The sequence below is a fragment of the Patiriisocius sp. Uisw_017 genome (assembly GCF_047731265.1).
In the GTDB taxonomy this organism is placed as follows: Bacteria; Bacteroidota; Bacteroidia; order Flavobacteriales; family Flavobacteriaceae; genus Patiriisocius.
Genome location: NZ_CP159835.1, coordinates 2,059,433 through 2,082,901, shown reverse-complemented (window position 1 = coordinate 2,082,901; position 23,469 = coordinate 2,059,433). Strand labels below are relative to the sequence as shown.

Genomic DNA, 23,469 nt, shown 5'->3' with positions numbered 1-23,469 from the left:
CTTAAAAAGCAAATAATAGCAGATACCAAACAATCGGGATACTTTCCACCCAAAAAGAGGTAAAGTATTTTGATTGTTTTTTTTGTGCACACACCAGACTCGTTGCTACTAAAAAACAAACAAAAACTAGAACACTAATTTTAACTGCGGAAGGGGGGGCTTTAAAGCCTTCCATAATAAGCACTATAGTCAACAAAAATATCCCTAGTCGCTTTGTCTTTTTTATACCAAAACTTTGTGGAATCGTTTTCAAGGTAGTCTTATCATATTGCAAGTCCCGAATATCAAACGGAAGTATAAGTACTATCACAACTATAAACCGCTGTATAAAAGTAAAATAAAACACTCCGCTCAAACTATCTTCGATTGAAACAAAAGGCAGTAATACTGTTACTCCTGTCCAGACAAGCGCTACCATAGTAATTTTTAACCCAGCGATACTTCGCAGGTTTTTCTTAAACAACAAGGGCACCGCATACAAAAGAGTGATCACGGCAAAACCCAAAGTAACTAGTAGCGTATTTAAAGATAATCTTAAAGCAAAAATCAACATTCCAAAAAAGCAGAAAAGAGAAAAAACCTGAATACCCTTTAATCTTTTAACTAAGCTACGATGATGCAGCCCAGCTATTTCGGCATACTTTACAAAATTATATCCTGTGATACTTCCAAAAATTATGAAATAGTAAAATGAATTAGTTAAAGAGAGATCAAATTCAATTGCAGTAACCGCTACCAATGACGCAACAGCTAAAGCAACATGGATGCTAGCATTGATGTAAAATTCGAATATTGATCTAAAAAATTTCAATGGCTAAAATTAATCATTTCCAAAGAAAAAATTTCTAATAAAACGCACCTGTTTAGAGCTACTAAACATTCTTAAGCTTAAACGTTAAATTTATAGATGTTTATAAACTCTAACAATGGTTGAAAAGTTGTTTTAATATTGACTTTAAAGCTTAAACATTCTATGCAATATGTTGTATTTTTGTATTCTGTTTTATGGAACTATTTAAGTCTTTTAAAACTTAATTTAAGGAACGTTTAATTTAACCTTTTCGGCAACGCCAAAATTTACTATGAATACAGATTCATTTGCGCTAAGACACATAGGTCCTCGTAGAGATGACCTTCAAAAAATGCTAAACACAGTGGGTGTAGACTCTATGGAGCAACTCATTTTTGAGACCATTCCTAATGACATTAGGCTCGAAAAAGATTTAACCTTAGACGATGCCATGAGTGAGCAGGAATACCTGGAGCATATCACAGAACTATCTTCAAAAAATAATGTTTTCAAAACATACATTGGTCTGGGATACCATCAAGCTATTATTCCGCCTGTAATTCAGCGTAATATTCTTGAAAACCCGGGTTGGTACACAGCATACACTCCATACCAAGCAGAAATTGCTCAAGGCAGATTGGAAGCGTTGCTCAACTACCAAACCATGATTACAGATTTAACTGGGATGGAACTTGCTAATGCTTCGCTGCTTGATGAAAGTACCGCTGCAGCGGAAGCAATGTCATTACTTTTTGCAGTTAGAGAAAGAGATCAAAAGAAAAGTAACGTTAGTAAGTTTTTCGTTTCCGAAGAAATTCTTCCCCAAACCTTATCATTATTAAAAACGAGAGCAATTCCGTTAGAGATAGAATTAGTTATAGGAAATCACGAAGAGTTTGATTTTTCGGATGAATATTTCGCAGCGCTATTACAATATCCAGGGAAAACTGGAAAAGTATACGATTATAGGGATTTCGTTGCAAAAGCGAAAAAAAACCAAATCAAAGTAGCCGTAGCAGCGGATATTTTAAGCTTGGTAAAATTAGAGGCTCCAGGGAGTTATGGTGTGGATGTGGTAGTGGGAACGACACAGCGCTTTGGAATCCCCTTAGGATATGGTGGACCGCACGCAGCATACTTTGCTACCCTAGCTGCATACAAACGCAATATACCTGGTAGAATCATTGGCGTAACAAAAGATACGAATGGCAACCGCGCTTTGCGTATGGCATTGCAAACACGCGAGCAACATATAAAACGTGATAAAGCGACTTCAAACATCTGCACGGCGCAAGTATTGCTAGCAGTTATGGCAGGAATGTATGGAGTATATCATGGCCCAAAAGGATTGGACTATATTGCAACTAAAGTTCACAATCACGCTACCACTTTAGCAGATGCCTTAGAACGTTTAGGTTTGTACCAAACCAATGAAAGCTATTTTGACACCATCGGGATAAAAACCGATGCTACAAAAATAAAATTCCTTTCAGAATCTAAAGAGATTAATTTTTATTACCCAGACGAGGAAACAGTTTCAATTTCAGTAAATGAAACTACTACCCTAAAAGATCTTAACAAAATTGTAGCCCTATTTGCTGAAGCGATTAACAAAGAGACCATCAAAATAACCGAGATTAAAGAAGGAAATGCAATCCCGAAATCGGTTGCACGACATTCCCCATTTTTAGAAAATGAAGTTTTTAATAGCTACCATAGCGAAACCGATTTAATGCGTTACATCAAAAAATTAGAGCGCAAAGATTTGGCTTTAAATCACTCGATGATACCATTAGGGAGTTGCACCATGAAGTTAAATGCAGCGGCTCAAATGCTACCTTTAAGTGATCCAATGTGGGGTAATATGCATCCATTTGTTCCAATTGAACAGGCTGGTGGATATCAATACATTCTTAAGAAATTAGAAGACCAACTAACAGAAATCACAGGCTTTGCAGGCACTTCTTTACAACCCAACAGCGGAGCTCAAGGAGAGTTTGCTGGATTAATGGTTATAAAAGCATATCACGAATCAAGAGGAGATCATCACCGCAAGATTTGTTTGATCCCATCATCAGCTCACGGAACCAACCCAGCAAGTGCCATTATGGCTGGAATGAGGGTAGTAGTAACGAAGGCTACTTTAGAAGGTAATATAGATATAAACGACCTTAGAGAAAAAGCGGAATTACATAAAGATAATTTAGCAGCATTGATGATAACATATCCGTCTACACACGGTGTTTACGAATCTGCCATCAAAGAAGCAACTGGAATCATTCACGATAACGGAGGGCAAGTGTACATGGACGGCGCTAATATGAATGCGCAAGTAGCATTAACAAATCCTGGTGCTATTGGTGCAGATGTGTGTCATCTAAACTTACACAAGACTTTTGCCATTCCTCATGGAGGAGGAGGTCCTGGCGTAGGTCCTATTTGTGTTGCGAAACAACTGGTTCCTTTCTTACCTTCCAATCCAATTATTAGAACGGGTGGTGAAAAAGCAATTACTGCAATTTCAGCAGCCCCTTGGGGCAGTGCAATGGCCTGTCTGATTAGTTACGCTTATATATGCATGCTTGGAGAAAACGGTTTGAAAAAATCTACAGAATATGCCATACTAAATGCAAATTATATCAAAGAAAGACTAAAAGGACACTTTGAAGTATTGTATGCTGGTGAACGTGGGCGCGCTGCTCACGAAATGATTATAGATTGCAGACCATTTAAAGAAAACGGTATAGAAGTAGTAGACATCGCCAAAAGATTAATGGATTATGGTTTTCATGCGCCAACAGTGTCTTTTCCAGTAGCGGGAACAATGATGATTGAGCCTACAGAAAGCGAAAGTCTTCCAGAGTTAGATCGCTTTTGTGACGCCATGATTTCGGTTAAAAAAGAGATTGATGCAATCTCAAAAGACGAACCTAATAATCTATTAAAAAATGCTCCTCATACTCAGGCAATGCTAACTGCAGATGCTTGGACAATGCCCTATACAAGGCAACAAGCAGCATTTCCATTAGATTATGTTAGTGACAATAAATTTTGGCCAAGTGTGAGACGTGTAGATGACGCTTATGGGGATAGAAATCTAATATGTACCTGTGCACCTATAGAAGCATATATGGATGCTTGATAGCTATTGAGTATTATGAAATCCTCATTTTATTTTTAGTAGAATGAGGATTTCATATTTTTAAATAATTATAATCATAAAAACAAAAACTAACACAATTTCCTTATCTTTAAGATGGTTACTACTTCAGTTTTAGTTAGTTTTGGAAAAAAAACAGGACATGGGTGTCACCATAACAGGCATAGGAAGCTATATACCAAAAGGTGTTGCTCCCAATAAAGATTTTATAGAAAATTCGTTCTTTAATAACGATGGCTCAAAATTTGGGCAAGAGAATTCCGTAATTATTGAAAAATTTCAAGCCATTACTGGTATTGAAGAGAGGCGTTACCTCGACAAAAAGCTTACAACTTCAGATATGGCAGCCTCGGCGGCGGCTATCGCTATTGAAAAATCTGGTGTCGATCCTGAAACACTAGATTACATTATAGTTGCACATAATTATGGTGATGTAAAACATAACAGTTCACAAAGTGACACTGTTCCCAGCATAGCCTCTCGTGTAAAACATTTACTAAAAATAAAAAACCCCTACTGTGTTGCATATGATATGCTTTTTGGTTGCCCTGGTTGGGTAGAATCAATGATCCAAGCCAACGCGTTTATCAAAGCTGGAATGGCTAAAAAATGCTTGGTGATTGGAGCAGAGGCTTTATCACGAGTTATAGATCCGCACGATAGAGACTCTATGATCTATAGTGATGGATCCGGAGTCGCTGTTGTAGAACTTTTAGAAAATGAAGACAGTGGTATTATAACACATAAAAGCGCGTCGTATACGTACGACGAAGCACACTTTATATTCTTTGGAGAAAGTAACAACCAAGAATCCACAGATACGCGTCGCTATATTAAAATGCACGGACGTAAAATCTATAATTTTGCACTGAGTTATGTTCCTGATGCAATGAAAAATTGCTTGGATGAAAGCGGTTATAAAATTACCGACCTGAAAAAGGTATTAATTCATCAAGCTAACGAAAAAATGGATGAGGCTATCCTAAAACGATTCTATGAATTATATGATATGCAAATGCCAGAAGGTATTATGCCTATGACCATTGACAAACTTGGTAATTCTAGCGTAGCGACAGTACCCACTTTATACGATTTAATCTTAAGTGGAAAATTGAAAGGTCATGAGATAAACAAAGGAGACATTATTATGTTTGCCAGCGTTGGAGCAGGTATGAATATAAATGCTATGATTTACAAGGTTTGATTTTATCACTTTTATTTTATAAGAAATAAATTAACTGTATTATGCATATTTGTTTGCTGTTCTTTTGGATTTTCTCAAATAGTTACTGACGACCTCTTGTTATATTATAAATTTGACAACAATACCCTAGATGAAACTTCAAATAATCACCTTGGCACCTCCTAACGGCGTAACCTGTACAGAAGATAGGCACGGGGTTTCTTACGGGTCGGTTTATTTTTACGGAATCAATAATTTTATAAGTTTACCCAACTTAATGGAACTAAAACCTGAACTTCCCGTTTCGTTTTCTTTTTGGGTTAGATATGACATTTATAATCATCAAGATCGAGCTCTTTTTAGTACCTCTTTTGAAAATGAACGAGGCAGTGGTATCTATTTCAACACTCAAATAACCACTGGTAACTGCGCAATAAACTATGGTGACGGTTCATATTTTTACAATTCCAGCGCAAGACGCACATTTGTTAGTGATGAAACTATAACTACGAATTTATGGCACCATGTGGTGGCGGTGATTACTTCTGCAACCGAGATGGAAATATCCGTTAATTCCAAAGATGATGGAGGAAGTTATTCTGGTTCGGAAGGACCATTACAATACTCTTTAACTTTAGGAAATATTGATAGAAATGATTTATACCTAAATGTAGATCCACTATATTTTAAAGGAGCTATAGATGATTTTAGATATTACAACAGTACTTTAATTCAAAATAATGTTGATCATCTATGCACAGAAGCATTGACCATCACGAATTTTAATATTAAACCAACTATCTTATATCCTAATCCTGCCCAAACTGAACTGAATATAATTAATAATAGTAATCAAATTGAAATCATAATTTTATATGATGCCTTAGGCAAAACTTTATTAACAATTTCCTTTACCCCTAAAGTAAATATTGAGGGCCTTGAAAATGGGTTATATATTGTTAAACTTAAAGGCTCTAAATTTGTTGAGAACAAAATGATTTTAATTATAAAGTAATGACAACTTGTTTTTGAAAAATCTATTTTACAAGCTCATCTATAACTCAAAGATTAATTTTTTTTTACGTTCAATAACGTACCCCCTTTTAAAAGAGAAAACGAAATTACAACTACCCCCTTCGGGAACAATAACAGTCAAAACAGCCTCTGGATCAATTAAAATTGCTACAAACCAAACTAGCCACGTTACAAAATTATTATACTGGAATGGCTATGAAAAATTTGAATATTCGTTGATCTTTGAAAAACTAATAAGTGAGGTTTCAGTGTTTTTTGACATCGGTGCAAACTTTGGTTATTATTCAATTTTAGCCTCTAAAGCAAATTCTAGAATTAAAACGTACGCCTTTGAACCAGCAATAGGACCAAAATACTTTTTAAAGAAAAACATAGAACTCAATAATTTCTCAAAATCTATTACGCTTATAGAAAAGGCTTTGTCTAACCAAAATGGTAGAATAAATTTTTTTGAAGTCCAAAACAAAAAATACGATAACTTGCTTTATAATTTATCCGGTGAGCATAATGCTGGAACAAAAACAAAGAATAGAGATTTTATTAAAAACAGCGTTGAAAGCATTACTCTAAATGATTTTATTATTTCGAAACAAATAACCAATATTGATCTTATAAAAATAGATACTGAAGGGACCGAAATAGAAATCCTTAAATCAGGCAAAGCTTTTATAGAAAAATTTGAACCTATTATAATTTGTGAAACACTCTATAATGAGACTGAGATCAAATTAGACGCTTTCTTTAAAAACTTGAATTATAATTTCTATAATCATACGCCAAAAGGACTTAAAAAAACGAATACCATTATCAGAAAAAATGACAATGGAATAAGAAACTGCTTTTTTGTTCCAAACTCTAAAATAAATTTAATTTTAGAATTTGTAGTTTAAAAATTTGAAAACAGCCATTATCATACCAATCCATAATGAAGAAGCATTTTTAGAACAAATGCTTACTACCCTTATGAGTCAGACAAAAGTGCCTGCCAAAGTGGTTCTTGTAAATGATAACTCTACAGACAATTCACAGCAAATAATTGACAGGTACTCTTCTAAATATGCTATAATCGAGTCGGTCACAATAACATCTAGCAATAAACACGAGCCTGGATCAAAAGTTGTTAACGCATTTTATGCAGGGTATGACTCATTAACTGAAGACTATGACCTCGTAGGAAAGTTTGATGCAGACATCTTACTTCCAAAGAACTATTTTGAATCAATTTTTAAGATTTTCACAGAGAATGAAAACGTTGGGCTCGCTGGAGGTAATTTGTACATTCAAAAAAACAACAATTGGTTTTATGAAAATATTTCAGAAAAAACAAAAGTGAGAGGTCCAATAAAACTTTACAGAAAAGCATGTTTTGAGAAAATAGGTGGTTTAAAAACATCAATTGGCTGGGACACGGTTGATGGATTACTCGCAATATACCATAATTGGGAAATAGCAACAGACACCTCGTTGCAAGTAAAACACCTAAGGCCTACAGGTGAGAGTTATTCAATCGAGTCCAAAAAGAAACAAGGCGAAGCATTTTATCGCATGCGTTATTCAAAAAACCTTGCCCGTTTAGCGGCAATAAAACTTGCCATTGCGAAGAACGATTTTTCTTTTTATTTATCTTGTGTGCGAGGATATGAACAAGCAAAACAAAAGAAACTACCTTTCATTGTAAATCAAGAAGAAGGCACCTTTATCAATACATTGAGATGGCAAGGTATAAAAAAGAAACTTCTATAACGTAGCGTTAACATTTTGAACCTCGAATATTGTTACTTTTGAAAATCACTAAAGAATCTTTTATGATATTTAAAAAAATAGGTGTGTTATTCACCTCATTATTACTTTTAGTAAGTTGCGCAAGTGTCAAAGAAAAAACCACTCAAACGTCTTTAGATTCCAATAAAACAAAACCAAAAAACATAATTCTGCTTATTGGCGATGGCATGGGACTGAGTCAAATTTCTGCTAGTTATTACTACAATGACTCCACGCCTAGTTTTGATAGGTTTGAAACTATTGGTTTGATAAAAACCTCTTCAGCAAGCGAATTAATAACAGATTCTGCTTCTAGTGCCACGGCCTATGCAACTGGCATTAGCACCTATAATGGTGCCGTTGGCGTAAATGTCGACACCATAGCGGTAAAAACGATTATTGAGCACTTAATACCTCGCAATATTAGTACTGGAATCATTTCAACCTCATCTGTGGTGCACGCAACACCAGCGAGTTTTTATGCGCACGTAAAATCCAGGAGGCTATACGATGACATTGCTTCCTTTTTACCTGATTCTAACTTAGATTTTATAGCCGGGGGTGGTTCACAATTTTTTGATAACCGAAAAGATATGCGAGATATCTTTAAAGAATTAAAAAATAAGGGATACGAGGTACATAAAAATACGCTCCCTTTTGAAGCATCAGAGAAGAAGCAAGCAATTATTCTCGCACCAGATGGAATGCCTAAGATGCTTGAAGGAAGAGGCGACTTTCTTCCTAACACAACAAAACTAGCACTCGAAAAACTATCAAAAAATGACAATGGTTTTTTCCTTTTAGTGGAAGGTTCTCAAATTGATTGGGCTGGCCACAGTAATGAAGCTGACTATCTCATAAGTGAATTACTAGACTTTGACAAAACAATTGGTGTTGCACTTGATTTCGCTAAAAACAACCCAGAAACCCTTGTTCTTGTAACAGCAGATCACGAAACGGGAGGGTTTACGTTGGCTCAAGACGGTAAAGACTATAATAAAATTAAACCTGTCTTTTCGACCGGTGGACATTCTGCAACGTTGATACCTATTTTTGCAAAAGGTCCAGGAGAAGATAATTTTAAGGGGATTTTCAAGAACACCGTTCTTTTTGACAAATTGATGTCACTTTACGGTATTAATTAAGATATAAATTGCGGGCTAAGACTCGCTATATTTTTGTTACTTTGGTGGTAACTATATATGGGATATTTAGAAGATTTAGGGAGTTATTTTTTAATGTTAAAACGCTCTTTCAGCGGTTTTACAAAAGGCACTGTATTACGCGAATTGATTTTTAAGGAAATTGATGATTTAGTAATTGGTTCTGTGGGAATTGTTGGATTTATTGGTTTTTTTGTGGGAGGGGTTATTACCCTACAAACTGCCTTAAACCTAACAAATCCAATCATCCCAAAATCTTTAATAGGCTATGCCACAAGGCAATCAATTATTCTAGAGTTTGCACCAACCTTTATTTCTATTATTATGGCGGGTAAAGTAGGTTCTTTTATTACTTCAAGCATTGGCTCTATGAGAGTTACTGAACAAATTGATGCCTTAGAGGTAATGGGCATAAATTCTTTAAATTATCTTGTTTTTCCTAAGATTGTGGCATTAATGTTTTATCCCTTTCTTATCGCTATTGCCATGTTTTTAGCAATATTTGGAGGTTTATTAGCAGGTGTTTATGGAGGATTTGTTACAATGAATGAATTTGTGCAAGGCCTCCAAGAAGATTTTATTCCTTTTCATTTAGCGTATGCTTTTATTAAAACTTTTGTTTTTGCCTTTATACTCGCCACGGTGCCCTCTTGGCACGGCTATTATATGAAAGGGGGCGCCCTTGAAGTTGGTAAGGCTAGTACTAAAAGTTTTGTTTGGACTAGTGTCCTTATTATTCTTGCAAATTATATCATCACTCAATTATTGTTAAGCTAATGATAGCAGTAGAAAACATACAAAAACGTTTTGGAGATGAAGAAGTTTTAAAAGGAATTTCGACCATTTTTGAGCAAGGAAAGACAAACCTTATCATTGGACAGAGTGGTAGTGGGAAATCTGTTTTACTAAAATGTCTTATTGGTCTTTTTAAGCCTGAAGGAGGTCGTATTTTATACGACCAACAATATATGCAAGAAATGAACGACGCGCAACAACGAGTCTTGAGAGAAGAAATAGGAATGCTATTTCAAGGAGGAGCCTTATTCGATTCTATGACTATTGAAGAAAACGTTATGTTCCCGTTAAGAATGTTTACAACCCAGAAACGTGAGGAGATGCTTGAGCGGGTAAATGAAGTTTTAAGTCGCGTTAACTTAGATGGTGTAAATGACAAATTTCCTGCTGAAATTTCTGGAGGAATGCAAAAAAGGGTTTCTATTGCACGCGCCATCGTTAATAAGCCGAAGTATTTGTTTTGTGACGAGCCTAATTCAGGATTGGATCCAAAAACCGCAACAGTAATTGATAATCTCATCCAAGAAATTACACACGAAAATCAAATTACAACCATTGTCGTAACCCACGATATGAATTCGGTAATGGAGATTGGAGAACGAATAAACTTCTTGAAAAATGGTGTGTTAGTTTGGAAAGGCACACAAGAAGACATCTTTAAAACTGATAATAAAGATGTGACAGATTTTGTTTATTCTTCAGACTTATTTAAGCAGATACGCGAAGTTCAAAACAAAGCTTAATTCTTCAAAAAAATCACTTGCTTTCTATCACCAGTAAGGTATCTAACTTCATTCTAATTTTAAGTATTTCCGTTATTTTAGCCGCATTAATCTTTTTTTGACTCTCCCTAATAGTTTTTTTCCACGAAACATTAAATACGGCAAGGGTATCTGTTTTATCAAAATTAGTGTTAATTCTTTTTGAATACCCGAAAGCAGTTAAATCTTCATAGGTGACTTTAAGTTCTTTACTCACATCTTCAAAAGGAACAACATCTTTTACGGTAAGTTTTGTGATTTCATTTTCAAGAAAAAAGATACGCTCATCCTTATCCCTTATTCGTTGTTCGTTGTTCACATATAATTCACTTAAAATATCAGCCTTCACGCTTCCAGAAATTCTTTCAGTAAGCTCTCCACTATTATCGGCTCCTTGGTAAATCCTTAAATTAACTTCTTCTAGCTTTTCTGTATTTTTAATTATTTCACGCCACGCATCAATTTCACGACTGGGAACAGGATTTCCTATTAAGTATATTTCAAGTTTTTTTGATTCATAATCTTGTGTAAACTTTACTACTTCGGCACCTTCATATTTTATTTGATCACGTACAAACTCTTTTGTTTTTACTGTAAACACCTGTTCCTTCAGTAAGTTTAAAAACAAGATTACGCTTGGGACCACCACGACCAATGCTACTAAAGACGCGATTTGAGCAATCAATCTTCTTCTTTTTGAATTTGCATATCGCACCAAAGGAAACCTCAAAATCTTTGCTACAATAAAAGTGGCTAGTGCAATAAAAACAGCATTGATGCAAAAAAGATACATTGCCCCACCAGCATAACTCATATTACCAATAGCCAATCCATAGCCTACAGTACACAAGGGCGGCATTAGCGCTGTGGCAATTGCAACTCCAAAGATAACACTGGCGATGGTTCCACTTTTTGTTTTAGCGACTATAAGTCCTAAACCTCCAAAAATAGCGACCAATACATCTAATACTGTTGGATAAGTTCTCGCAACAAGTTCTGGAGTTTCTTCTGTTAATGGTGAAATTGAAAAGTATAGTGTAGCGGTCAACACACTTAAAACAACCATCACTCCCAGGTTAATAAACGAACGCTTCATAGTATCCACGTCATTAATAGCTACCGATAAGCCAATACCTACAATTGGCCCCATTAAAGGAGAAATAAGCATCGCTCCAATTACTATTGCAGTACTACTTACATTAAGCCCAATAGACGCAACAAATATGGAAAATATAAGAATCCAAACAGTATGGCCTTTAAAATTAATCCCTTCTTTTACGGATTCAATGGTAGCATCACGATCAGTATCCGTCTGAATATCGAATAATTCAGAAAAGAACTTTTTAATTGCATCCCAAGCGGTAAGCTTTGTGTGCTCAAATTGCGCGTCTTGAGGCGTATTTGGGTTATCTCCTGAATTTGCTGTGCTCATTTATGAATATTTTGTACCAAACTTATTTGAAACTTCACTTAATAGCCTTTTGATTTCCTGCTCCTTTTTTCTTGGAAACAATAATAGGACGTCTTCTTTATCAACTATAATATAGTCATTTAAACCATCTACAACAATAAGTTTGTCTGTTGCAGAAAATATCATATTGCCCTTAGCATTCTTAAGGTATGTCTTTGCCGTTACCACAGCATTTTCAGAAGTATCGCTCGTCATTTTATCGTGCAAGGCTCCCCAAGTTCCAAGATCATTCCAATCAAAATTAGCTTTTTTAACAAATACATTTTTAGCTTTTTCCATAATGCCATAATCAATCGATATGTTTTCAGCTAGCGGATAATTTTCATCAACAAATCCCCATTCATTTAAAGTATTCAAAACAGGAACACCTTCAGAAAAGAGAGCGTTCATTTTAGGTAAATACGATTTAAATGCTTTGCAAATACTTTCAACGCTCCAAATAAAAATCCCTGCATTCCAAAGAAAATTACCTGCTTCTAAAAACTTTTTAGCAGTTTCATAATCTGGTTTCTCTGTAAATTGTTGCACTCGATCAATTCCTTTAATTGAATCATCTAGTAAAGCGTTTGCTGAGCTTGTCGAAGCATCTATATAACCATATCCTGTATTAGGAAATGTTGGAGTAATGCCGAGTGTCATCAAAATATCATCGCCTTGTGCAGCCTCGAAACATAGTTGTACATCTTCCTTAAATGCTTTTTCATCTTCGATCCAATGATCGCTAGGAGCGACTAACATCAGCGCATTTTTGTTTATTTTTTTTATTTTTAATGCAGCTAATAATATACAAGGCGCCGTATTCTTCATTGCAGGTTCTAAAACAATTTGATGCTCCTGCAGTATTGGCAATTGTTCTAAGGTGAGGCTCTTGTAACGTTCGTTTGTAAGAATAAAAATGTTTCCTGGAGGAATGAATGTGGAGAGTCTAGAAAATGTTTGCTGTAATAAGGACTTTCCAGTCCCTAGCATATCGTGAAATTGCTTGGGTAAATCTTGTGTACTAACGGGCCAAAATCTAGAGCCAATTCCCCCAGCCATAATGACTGCATAATAATCCTTATTTTTCATCTTGAGTTTAGATTTTTAACATTGAACCAAATTTAAAGATACTGAATACAATTATTAGAATAACCTAAATATTTTGTAAAAAAATAAAGGCTGCTAGAAAAAATTACGCTGAACAAAAACGAATTATTTTAAAAATTCAACCTCAGCATTGGGATTAAAAAGATATATTCTTCCAGTAGCAACTTCAAGACATTCGTATCGCTTTACGCGTTTATTTCCGCGTTTGAATATTTTCCCATTGTATAGCCTGAACATACCACCGTTGGGTATTTCAAAGACATAGTTTTTATCATTGGGGGGATCAAACTGCTTTAGAGCGAGTGAAAGTTTAGCATCAGTATCACTTGACGCCTTAGGGTTTCTAAAATGATTTGCAATTAAAGGCAATAATTGAGACGGAAAAATAACAGGGTTTATAAACGGCAACATCAATTTCTGAAAGGTATACTTCCACTCCCTCCCGTGGGGTTTAATACCACGCCCATAATCTTCAAAAGCAACTAAATGTGATATCTCGTGAATGAGCGTAACAAAAAAACGGTACGCATTCAAGCTTGCATTTACTGTAATCTGATGCTGACCACTAGGCATCATTCTATAATCACCGTGACGCGTTACCCGTTCATTTACTATTTTTAAATGAATATTATACTGTTTTATTAATTGAAATGTAGGTTCTACAGCAGCTGTTGGGATGTATTTTGACAGCGTGGCTTCCATATTAAGGGGTAGAACTGGAAACTTCTAACACTTTACCATTATAGAATTTGCTTCCATTGAGCGAAAAGTCCATTATATACCTTGCCATTTCCTTTGCTGAGATAGGTGCTTTATATCCTGGAAATGCTTCTTCAAGCATTTCGGTTTGTACTGCACCTAAAGCAAGTACATTAAAACTTGGACCAGTTTCTTTATACTCTTCTGCGAGCACCTCTGTTAAAGTAATCAGGGCTCCTTTGCTGCTGCTATAAGCCACAAGACCTGGGAATTTTGCACTCCCTTGAACTCCACCCATACTGCTTACATTTACCACGTGGCCAGTCTTTGTCATAAAGGGCAACATTGCTTGTGTTAACATGGCGGCACCAAACACATTTACTTTGTAGCTATTTTCGAAATCTTGAAGGTTTAGTTCCCTAAAGGGCTTATTTACTAAGGCACCAGAATTATTTATTAAAACATCCACTCTAGCCCATTTTTCCTTTACAAAGGCGGCAGCTCTTTTAATATCTGAGGCCTCTGTTATATCACACGAAAAACAATGGCAATTACTAATATCCAATCCAGAGATAGGAGCGGGATCACGTGATAATGCCAAAACATTATGTCCTGCATTTGTTAATAAAGCTACCATCTCATAGCCAATTCCTCGGCTAGTTCCTGTAATTACAATGTTTTTAATTTTTGACATACTGATAAGGAAAAAAGCCTCAAAAATTTTAGACACTTTTGAAGCTTTGTTTTGTTAGTGTTATACAAACATCGTTACAGGATTCTCTATGTAATTTCTCAATGTTTGAAGAAATTTAGCACCCGTTGCACCATCTACTGTTCTATGGTCACAGGCCAACGTAACGGTCATCGTATTTCCAACGGCAATTGCACCGTTCTTAACCACTGGTTTCTGAATAATTGCTCCTACAGAAAGTATCGCAGAATTAGGCGCATTAATAATAGAGGTAAATTCTTTAATACCAAACATACCTAAATTACTTACCGTAAAGGTACTGCCGTCCATTTCCTGGGGAGTAATTTTCTTACTTCTCGCTTTGCCTGCCAAGTCTTTTACATTTACTCCAATTTGAGAGAATGTCATCTGGTCTGCAAACTTTAATACTGGAACTAGCAATCCTTCATCTACTGCAACCGCCACTCCAATGTGGATATGATTTGCAATTCTGGTAGTGTCTCCTGTCCACTGGCTATTAACTTGCGGATGTTTTCTCAAAGCCATAGCGCAGGCTTTGACAATCATATCATTAAAGCTGATTTTAACCTCTGGATCACTATTAATAGCTGCTCTTGAGGCAATGGCATTATCCATGTCCAACTCAACTGTTAAGTAATAATGTGGCGCAGTGAATTTAGACTCTCCCAATCGTTTTGCGATTGTTTTACGCATTTGAGAATTTTTTATATCCTCAAAACTTTCAGTTCCAACGGGATTGTATGCTGCTGCACCAACTACTTGCGGTTGGTAACTTTCAATATCACTTTTTACAATGCGTCCATTCTCGCCAGAGCCTTGCACTTGTGCTAAAGAAATTCCTTTATCCTCAGCCATTTTTTTAGCCAATGGCGAAGCAAATATTCTTTTATCTGAATTTGAACTTGAAACAACTGTAGTTTTAGGAGTTGTTTTTTCTTCTACAGCTTCCTTTTTTGTTTCAACTTTTACCGGTATCTCTTCTTTCTTAGGCGCTTCAGGTTTAGCAGAAGTTCCCGTGATTCCCGAAACATCGGTTCCTTTGGGCCCAACGATTGCTAGTAAGGCATCCACTTTTGCAGTTTCGCCTTCGGCTATACCAATTTTTAGTAAGGTACCGTTGTAGAACGACTCAAATTCCATCGTAGCTTTATCAGTTTCGATTTCAGCCAAAATTTCGCCTTCTTCAATAGTGTCACCTTCTTGTTTTAGCCAAGCAGCAACGGTTCCTTCTTCCATAGTGTCACTAAGACGCGGCATAGTAATGATCTCTACTCCCTCTGGAAGCTCGCTGTTTGCATCTCCTGTGCTTATTGAGCTTGACTCGCTTTGACTGGTTGTTTGAGTACCAGTATCAGAGGTGCTTTCATCTGAAGACGTATTGGTTTCTTCCGTTTTAGAAGTAACTTCTTCACCACTCAAAAGGCTAGAAACATCTTCATCTTCTTCACCAATAATTGCTAAAAGCGTATCTACTTTTGCAGTTTCGCCTTCCGGAATTCCAATATGTAATAGAATTCCATCGTGAAAACTTTCAAATTCCATCGTAGCCTTATCGGTTTCGATTTCGGCTAATATATCCCCTTCTTCAACCTTGTCACCCACTTTTTTAAGCCAAGTTGCAACGGTTCCTTCTTCCATAGTGTCGCTTAAACGCGGCATATTAATTACTGTTGCCATAGCCTATAATTTATGAGGTAAAAATGGATAATCCTTTTGTTCGTATACAGCATCATACATCAAGCTTTTTTCTGGATATGGAGACTCGTCTGCAAATTTCTCACATTCACTTACCTTTTGTTTTACGCTTTTATTGATAGCCTCTATTTCCTCTTCAGTAGCCCATTTCTTTTGATAAATATTGTGAAGCACATAACTAATTGGATCTTCTTCCTGTTTTAATGCTACCTCTGCCTTAGTCCTATAATGTTGCGCATCACTCATAGAGTGTCCTCTATACCGATAGGTTCTAATTTCTAAAAATGTAGGCCCTTCTCCTCTTCTTGCGCGCTCCATTGCTTCATCTATTTCTTTTGCTACCAATTCTGGTTTCATACCATCTACTGGCTTACAAGGCATTTCGTATCCCAAACCTAATTTCCAAATATCTGTGTGATTCGCAGTTCTTGCAACAGAAGTTCCCATTGCATAGCCATTGTTTTCACAACAAAAAACTACAGGTAATTTCCAGAGCATTGCCATATTAAAGGTTTCATGTAAAGACCCTTGTCGTACAGCTCCATCTCCCATATAACAAAGTGTCACCGCATTATTACCTTTATATTTATCTCCAAACGCTAAGCCAGCTCCTAGAGGTATTTGTCCTCCCACGATACCGTGACCGCCATAAAACCTGTGCTCTTTTGAAAAAATATGCATCGAACCACCCAGACCTTGAGAGGTTCCAGTTGCTTTTCCATATAGTTCTGCCATTACTCTTTTAGGATCAACCCCCATCCCAATGGGCTGCACGTGATTTCTATACGCGGTAATCATTTTATCTTTAGTCAAATCCATTGCATGGAGCGCCCCCGCCAATACGGCTTCCTGTCCATTATACAAATGAAGAAACCCACGAACCTTTTGATTGATATAAACTTGTGCTAACTTATCCTCAAACTTGCGCCAAAAGAGCATGTTTTCATACCAATCGAGGTAAGTTTTTTTAGTGATTTTTTTCATCGTAGTTTTTTGTCGTTTCTCGCAAACCAAAATAGGAAAACGGATAACAAAAATAACCTTTTATTAGTCATGAAAAAAGAGAGAATTTCAATTTAGTTGGTAGTAGTTGGTTGTTCGCCATAAGCACCAAAAATTTGACTATTTATTATGGAATATGGAAATATAATTCTAGCATATTAAAACATCAAACCAAATGAACTTTTATGATGTAGACTATTAAAGGAACCTCTCGGTAACAAACTGTTTTGTTTACCTGCAAAGATCTCCCTAGTTCTTTGCTCTATCTTCTAACACTTATCCTAAAAAAGAACTATCAAAAACCAATGGCAACAAGGCTTTAACCGAAGCTGCTTTAACAACTTTACCACTTTCTCCCATAAAATATAGCAACATAGGAGTCTTTTGATTGACTTCATACTCAGCCAATGATTGACGACACGCTCCGCAAGGCGCCGTGGGGGTTGTAACTTTGTGTTTTTCTGAACGTACTGTAAGCGCAATCATCTCCACAGCAACACCAGGAAAATTGGCCCCAGCAGCAAAAACAGCTACTCGTTCTGCACAAAGACCTGATGGATATGCAGCATTTTCTTGATTATTTCCTAGTACTACCTCCCCATTGGCTAACTGTAAAGCTGCTCCAACCTTAAATTTTGAATATGGCGCATACGCCTGCTCCCTTGCTAATTGCGCTTTTTTCATCAAAATCTGGGCATTTTTAGGTAATTCGGAAACCGAATCATACACTTCTAAAACTGTTTCAATGATGTGTTTTTTCAAGGAAGTATTTTTATGTAAAGCCCTTCAAATGGACCTGTGTAAAAAAAATTCCAAATTCACATTATATCGGAATTTGGAATTATCTTTTTTAAGTTTCTAAAGATTAGTACTCGTCATACTCATCACCAAAGTTAAATGTTAGACCAAAACGAAGTGTACCTTCTAATGGACTTATTACTGCTGATGTTGAGAATAAATAGGATAAATCAATCCCTATTGAAGTATATTTAAATCCAGCTCCAATAGAAGCAAATTTTCTAGACCCTTTTTCGTCACTCTCGTTAAAATAACCAGCTCTAAATGCAAACGAGTCTTGGTAAGTGTATTCCGCTCCTAATGCCCAAGTAAATTCTTTTAACTCCTCACTAAAACCGTCTGGCGCGTCACCAAAAGAGGAGAAAATTCCGCTTACAAAACTCTCATTATAAAAATCATCTTCTCTGTTAATAGTACCATCCTCATTAGAATCACTTGGTGTAGGCACTAATAATTTGTTTACTTCAAGTCCAACGGTTACTTTGTTATATTCATCAAGAATAAAATCAAATCCACCACCCAAGGCCATATTTGTAGGTAGGTTATTTTCTTGACCCGTTTCATCATAACTTAATTTTGGCCCAATATTAGAGACATTAAACCCTAATCTCCAACGACCGTCAAAACTATCATAGGCAATCTCCTCACTTTGATAATACCCTGCTATATCAACTGCAAAGGTATTCGCTGCATTTGCATCTTCATTTCCTGTTTGCAATCTTAGATCGCTTCGAATATAGCGTCCTGCAACTGCCATTGCAAAACGCTCACTCAATCTTAATGAGTAAGAAACATCAAACGCTAATTCATTCGGCCTCACACGCAATGGCTCTTGATCTGCAGTTTCACGAAGCTCAATTTCACCATTACTAAAGTATCTAAAAGAAGTACCTACGGCACTACGCTCATTGATACGGTTGTAATAAGTAATATTCCCAAGGAATATATCATTTACTAATTGGCTTAAATATGGCGTATATGTCACTCCTACTCCTTGCTTTGAAATTGCGAAGGCGTATTTTGCGGGATTCCACTGTTGTGCAAAAGCATCTGAGGAAGTCCAAACACCCATATCAGCCATACCTGCAGCTCTAGCATCGGCTGCAATTAACATAAAAGGAACTCCTGTTGTAATCACACGATTTTGTTCTTCCTGCGCTGAACCTTCAGCAGCTAAAAGACAAATAAGAATAAGTAAAAGTAATTTCTTCATGAGGTTCTTAAATTTTGAGCAAATATAATTTTAATTTATTTAAAGGATAACAAGTTTTTCAAACTTTTCCGTTTGCTGATTAGTTAACGTTGATTTTACCGTGATCTTATAAACATATACTCCTTTTCCTATTTTTTCTCCAAAATCGTCTCTACCGTCCCAGATAATATCACGTGATAAAAACCCTTCGGTATTAACAATTTTATTTTGTGTCCAGACTACCTTTCCAGTTACCGTAAAAACTTGTACTTGCACCTCTAATGGTTCGAAAGGCCTGTTATGATTAAACCAAAACTCGGTGTAATTAACGAATGGATTTGGATAGTTAAGCACCCTGCTTATTTCAATTTCATTACTTCCAGCTACAACAAAATCTAGTTCTTGGGTGCTACTATTATTATAGGTATCCCAAGCTTTAAATGAGATAGTGTGTGGACCATCTTCTAAATCTCTAAAAATATAGTTAGCAATTCCGGTTGTATAATCATCCACATTGGCTTGGTAGTAATCGTTTAATTTAAAAGGATTTGCTTCGTCACCATCAAGAATAGCAAGAAGGTCGTGACCTATTCCACTAGCTGTATTGATACCGTTACCATCTTGTAGTTTAACAATTAAATTAGGGGAGTCGTTTGTTATTCCTCCGGCAACGAAACTTTCATCATTCATAAATAATTGGAGGATGGGCCCTGTAGTATCGGTCCCTGCATTTTCATTTAATCCACCTATTTGTATATCAAGATCAAAACCAGCATTGTCCACTAATTGATTATCTACTTGTGAATAAAAACTCACCTTCCCTTTATCTATAGGTATCTGAACATCTTTAGGCACTACAAAATCAAATTCAAAGATACCATTTGTCACTGTGGCTTGACCATTAAACAAGGTTTCTCCAAGAGTAGTAAATTCTAATATTGCCAATTCACCATTTATGGTTGTACCATCATTACCTAGGGTTTGACGAGTCACTCTTTTATCAAAAACCTTGGCTTCTAAAACTCCATTATAATTTGACTGCAGCGCGCCATTTGCATTCAATACTTGCCCTCCTAATTTTACATAATCTAATCCTTTTAAAACTTCATTTGATTGCGCTATTGGCACCCCATTAATAGTGGTTAATTTTATATCCTTTTCTGGAAATGAAATTGGTAACGCAGGATCACCTACATAAAAAACTACCCGGCGATTGACGTCATTAGCTATAGAATTCTTTGAGATTCTTAAACCTTCAGCAGGAGGATTAGGAACATCTATTCCAAAACCAAAAATTTGATCTGCAAGACTTTCATTTAAAGCAGATCCTGTACTAACAAAAATAGACCGAGTTGTAGTTATCAGCCCTATTGCGCCTCCTTCTTTATTCCAATAGGTAAGCTCCCCTGCGGTTATACGAGTAGGTAAATCAAATTTTGTAAACTCGCAAGTTACTGTTACAATAATAGGATATCTATTAGGATTTCTCAATGTTGTAGCAGTTTCTTTCGTATAAATAAATTCTTTTGCCAATCCATCTTCACCACCGTGTCCAAAGTAATTTACAATCAACGCCCCTACTTCGATATCGTTTTTTATAACGTCATTTACTTCTGGATATCTATTTCCCCCAGCAGAACTTTCTTGCTGAAATGCATCAATATGAATTTTCTTTACATTGACTTGTGGTTTTTCATCTGATATTTGATCTGCCAAATCATTTAAGACCGTTTGCAAGGAATTAAACTCACTTGCGATATCTGCATCATCAGAAATCATTACAATATTATTGCGCCAATTACCAAAAGACGCTTTTGATTCATAGGCCACTATTTTGTCTACAAGAGAATTTGCCAAAGAAACTTCATCAGCCAATATCCTTCCTATGGCAATATCTAACTTATCTGATGTAGCCATCGTTCCTTCATCATTTTCGGTGAATGGATCTGCATCCATCATCCCAAAGTAATCATCAGACATATAAGAAGAAACCGTACTAACACTTTGTAAGGTATGAAAAGTGGGCACAATATTATTATTAGCCGCTCCTGCTAAAGAACGTCTTGCCTTATAATCTACAGAAGTATCTCCAAAAATCCCTACATACTTAATCCTATTAGCCGGTGTAGAGGCATTCTCATATACATATCTTACAAAATTCCTAATCGCACCAATATCTTGTTTACCACTACTAAATTCTTCATAAATCCTGTCAGTAGTAACAACTTTTACCCGTGTACCTCTAACAGCTCTATGATGCTCTGCCAGTCTCAACGCCGGCTGTATTAAAAAAGGTGCTGTTATGATTAAATAGTCAATATCTTGAAAATCACCAGAACCATCAAGAAAAATAGATCCTTTAATATTTTGATTAGCCACAACAGATTGCCCTATTTCAACAGGCTCAAAATAATCCTGTGGATTTACAGCAACATACTCTCTTATTTCACCCATTTGCGATTTAAAACTGAAGGAAACTAATCCTTCATTGGGCTTTGCTGTAATAGCGTTTGTATTTGTCACGTCCCAAACTTGAGAAAACTGAGACGCATTGCTTATGGTATATTCAGCAACTCCTGAGGTGGTTGCAGCATCATTATATCTAAACAATAATTGCCCGTCAATCCCTGTTAGTTGTCGAAGTGCTTCTATTCGTATATAATCTAAATACCCAATACTAGAAGGATTCCCACCATTGTTATACAACAAATTTATAGTTACATTTTCACCAGCAGCTGGAATTTGAGCAGGCCAATTTTGGTTGTTATTAGCCGGCTCATAATCTAATAGAGTCGTACCGTCTATAGCGTTAAATGTGAAAGGATTAAGACTTGTTCCATTTACTGAAACCGCCAAGGAAGTGGAATTCTCAGAAGACGAAGCCACTTTAACACTAACTTCCATAATAGCCCCTCCAACCATATTAGGAAAGTTGAATTCATAGGTTTGCTCACTCTCAATATCAAAACGATTTCCCAGCCATCTACGGCCTACTTTTGCACCACTAAACTCATCCTCTTCGTGAAATTGATAATCATTAAATGTATTAATTGCAATGTTTGAGTTTCCTGAAGGCTCGTTTAGCGCTTGGACTCTCAAACCAGGGTTTCCACCAGCAGTGATATAATAGTAGGCTTCATCACTGTATGGATTAATATGGGTATCGTTCTCTTCATCGTATCCAATATCAGAAATCGCATAAAATAAAATGAAATCACTACCATCAAAATTTCCGTCATTCTCTCCCACCACTTGAATACTATTCTCTGGAAGATCGAACAAATTGTTGTTTAAAGAATTTAAGTATGGTAGTGGCTTCCCTCCGTGACCATATATCTTTATCGTTCTAGGATCGACTCCAGAAACATTCATCCCAATATCTTCTAAAAAAGATCTCGAAATACGATGAATACCTGTTCTATCTACCTTAAATTTATACCAACTACCACTCGCCAAAACTGAATTTGATATAGGAATTCTAGAATTCGAAGCCCTTGAATTTGAAAAGTAAGAATAAGAAACAACATAAGAAACAACCTTCTTTAGTTGTCCATCTACTTTCACAATAGGATTAAGAGAAAGTTGCGTGTATATTACATCCCGCCCCTTTTTACTTATAAGCCTAGCATTTAGAACGCTTGGAACTTTAGATATGTTTATTTTATTTTTTTCTGAAGCGGTAACGTTAACATACTTGACATTTGTAATTTTCAACGAAGCAGGATTTGCAAATCCAGTATCCTCCCATTGATCGTTATAAGAAACGCTCTCTTTTGTAAGTGTTAATTTCAAAAAATCAAGCGCATTTTGACGTGACTTTTCTCTAGCTTCTTTTTTCTTTGCGATATTTTCTTTTACCGTGCTTAGTTGCGTTGCAGTATTTTTTGCAAGTGAAGGTTTATTTAATTTTTTTGTAGCCTCAATCTGATAGGTTGTGGCCCAATTTATAGTTCTGTTCTTTTTTTGTGCTAAGGAAGTTAGACTTCCTAGAATACAAAAAAGTAGTATTATCTTTTTCATGAATTAATCTAACGCTTCAAAAATATACTTAGTATTGATAAAATTTAAGTTTTTTAGCAGAAATAAACATTTACATACTAAAAACAGATAGAAATCGTTTTGTAATGTAGAAAACAATTTTGAATGCGTTAGTAGCATGAAAGTGA

The 23,469-nt window shown here is 36.0% G+C and carries 18 protein-coding genes; 8 read left to right on the top strand and 10 right to left on the bottom strand.

The window, feature by feature from the left end; all coding sequences use genetic code 11:
* Position 1: 1 nt before the first annotated feature.
* The gene (locus ABXT67_RS09460; RefSeq protein ID WP_415373773.1) at positions 2-811 is read right to left on the bottom strand and encodes a hypothetical protein; all 810 of its coding nucleotides are present in this window, start codon (positions 809-811) and stop codon (positions 2-4) included.
* Between the two features lie 271 nt (positions 812-1,082).
* On the opposite strand from ABXT67_RS09460, the gene gcvP reads away from it, so the two are divergent.
* The 8 genes from gcvP to ABXT67_RS09420 all read left to right on the top strand — a co-directional run bounded on the left by gcvP (position 1,083) and on the right by ABXT67_RS09420 (position 10,630).
* Entirely contained in the window at positions 1,083-3,932 is a 2,850-nt protein-coding gene (gene gcvP / locus ABXT67_RS09455) for an aminomethyl-transferring glycine dehydrogenase (protein ID WP_415373772.1), read from the top strand.
* A 160-nt stretch (positions 3,933-4,092) separates the two neighbouring features.
* Positions 4,093-5,154 carry a 3-oxoacyl-ACP synthase III family protein gene (locus tag ABXT67_RS09450; protein ID WP_415373771.1) on the top strand — a complete coding sequence of 354 codons (1,062 nt, stop codon included), beginning with the start codon at positions 4,093-4,095 and terminating at the stop codon, positions 5,152-5,154.
* A gap of 130 nt (positions 5,155-5,284) precedes the next feature.
* Complete coding sequence (locus ABXT67_RS09445) at positions 5,285-6,148, top strand: LamG-like jellyroll fold domain-containing protein (protein ID WP_415373770.1); 864 nt, start codon at positions 5,285-5,287, stop codon at positions 6,146-6,148.
* A 13-nt stretch (positions 6,149-6,161) separates the two neighbouring features.
* The gene (locus tag ABXT67_RS09440; RefSeq protein ID WP_415373769.1) at positions 6,162-7,058 is read left to right on the top strand and encodes an FkbM family methyltransferase; all 897 of its coding nucleotides are present in this window, start codon (positions 6,162-6,164) and stop codon (positions 7,056-7,058) included.
* Between the two features lie 4 nt (positions 7,059-7,062).
* Positions 7,063-7,911: a glycosyltransferase gene (locus tag ABXT67_RS09435; protein ID WP_415373768.1), complete on the top strand. Its 849-nt coding sequence runs from the start codon at positions 7,063-7,065 to the stop codon at positions 7,909-7,911.
* Between the two features lie 62 nt (positions 7,912-7,973).
* Positions 7,974-9,074: an alkaline phosphatase gene (locus ABXT67_RS09430; RefSeq protein WP_415373767.1), complete on the top strand. Its 1,101-nt coding sequence runs from the start codon at positions 7,974-7,976 to the stop codon at positions 9,072-9,074.
* A 57-nt stretch (positions 9,075-9,131) separates the two neighbouring features.
* Entirely contained in the window at positions 9,132-9,869 is a 738-nt protein-coding gene (locus ABXT67_RS09425) for an MlaE family ABC transporter permease (protein ID WP_415373766.1), read from the top strand.
* Positions 9,869-10,630, top strand: coding sequence for an ABC transporter ATP-binding protein (locus ABXT67_RS09420; RefSeq protein WP_415373765.1), 762 nt, complete (start codon positions 9,869-9,871; stop codon positions 10,628-10,630). The genes ABXT67_RS09425 and ABXT67_RS09420 overlap by 1 nt, the downstream gene beginning before the upstream one ends.
* Positions 10,631-10,643: 13 nt before the next feature.
* Here ABXT67_RS09420 and ABXT67_RS09415 read toward each other — a convergent pair whose 3' ends face one another.
* From ABXT67_RS09415 to porU, 9 genes are all read right to left on the bottom strand, one after another.
* Positions 10,644-12,080, bottom strand: coding sequence for a DUF389 domain-containing protein (locus ABXT67_RS09415; RefSeq protein WP_415373764.1), 1,437 nt, complete (start codon positions 12,078-12,080; stop codon positions 10,644-10,646).
* A complete protein-coding gene (locus ABXT67_RS09410; RefSeq protein WP_415373763.1) occupies positions 12,081-13,187 on the bottom strand; it encodes a mannose-1-phosphate guanylyltransferase in 1,107 nt (368 codons plus the stop codon). It lies immediately after the preceding gene.
* A 123-nt stretch (positions 13,188-13,310) separates the two neighbouring features.
* Positions 13,311-13,907: a SprT-like domain-containing protein gene (locus ABXT67_RS09405; protein WP_415373762.1), complete on the bottom strand. Its 597-nt coding sequence runs from the start codon at positions 13,905-13,907 to the stop codon at positions 13,311-13,313.
* A 1-nt stretch (position 13,908) separates the two neighbouring features.
* The gene (locus tag ABXT67_RS09400) at positions 13,909-14,598 is read right to left on the bottom strand and encodes an SDR family NAD(P)-dependent oxidoreductase (protein ID WP_415373761.1); all 690 of its coding nucleotides are present in this window, start codon (positions 14,596-14,598) and stop codon (positions 13,909-13,911) included.
* A 60-nt stretch (positions 14,599-14,658) separates the two neighbouring features.
* Positions 14,659-16,293: a pyruvate dehydrogenase complex dihydrolipoamide acetyltransferase gene (locus ABXT67_RS09395; protein WP_415373760.1), complete on the bottom strand. Its 1,635-nt coding sequence runs from the start codon at positions 16,291-16,293 to the stop codon at positions 14,659-14,661.
* A 3-nt stretch (positions 16,294-16,296) separates the two neighbouring features.
* Positions 16,297-17,295, bottom strand: coding sequence for a pyruvate dehydrogenase (acetyl-transferring) E1 component subunit alpha (pdhA, locus tag ABXT67_RS09390; RefSeq protein WP_415373759.1), 999 nt, complete (start codon positions 17,293-17,295; stop codon positions 16,297-16,299).
* 294 nt (positions 17,296-17,589) lie between these two features.
* On the bottom strand, positions 17,590-18,075 hold the full coding sequence (gene cdd, locus ABXT67_RS09385) for a cytidine deaminase (RefSeq protein ID WP_415373758.1): 486 nt from the start codon (positions 18,073-18,075) through the stop codon (positions 17,590-17,592).
* A gap of 103 nt (positions 18,076-18,178) precedes the next feature.
* The gene (porV, locus tag ABXT67_RS09380; RefSeq protein WP_415373757.1) at positions 18,179-19,324 is read right to left on the bottom strand and encodes a type IX secretion system outer membrane channel protein PorV; all 1,146 of its coding nucleotides are present in this window, start codon (positions 19,322-19,324) and stop codon (positions 18,179-18,181) included.
* A 39-nt stretch (positions 19,325-19,363) separates the two neighbouring features.
* Positions 19,364-23,323, bottom strand: a complete 3,960-nt coding sequence (gene porU, locus ABXT67_RS09375; RefSeq protein ID WP_415373756.1) for a type IX secretion system sortase PorU — start codon at positions 23,321-23,323, stop codon at positions 19,364-19,366.
* Positions 23,324-23,469: the final 146 nt, after the last annotated feature.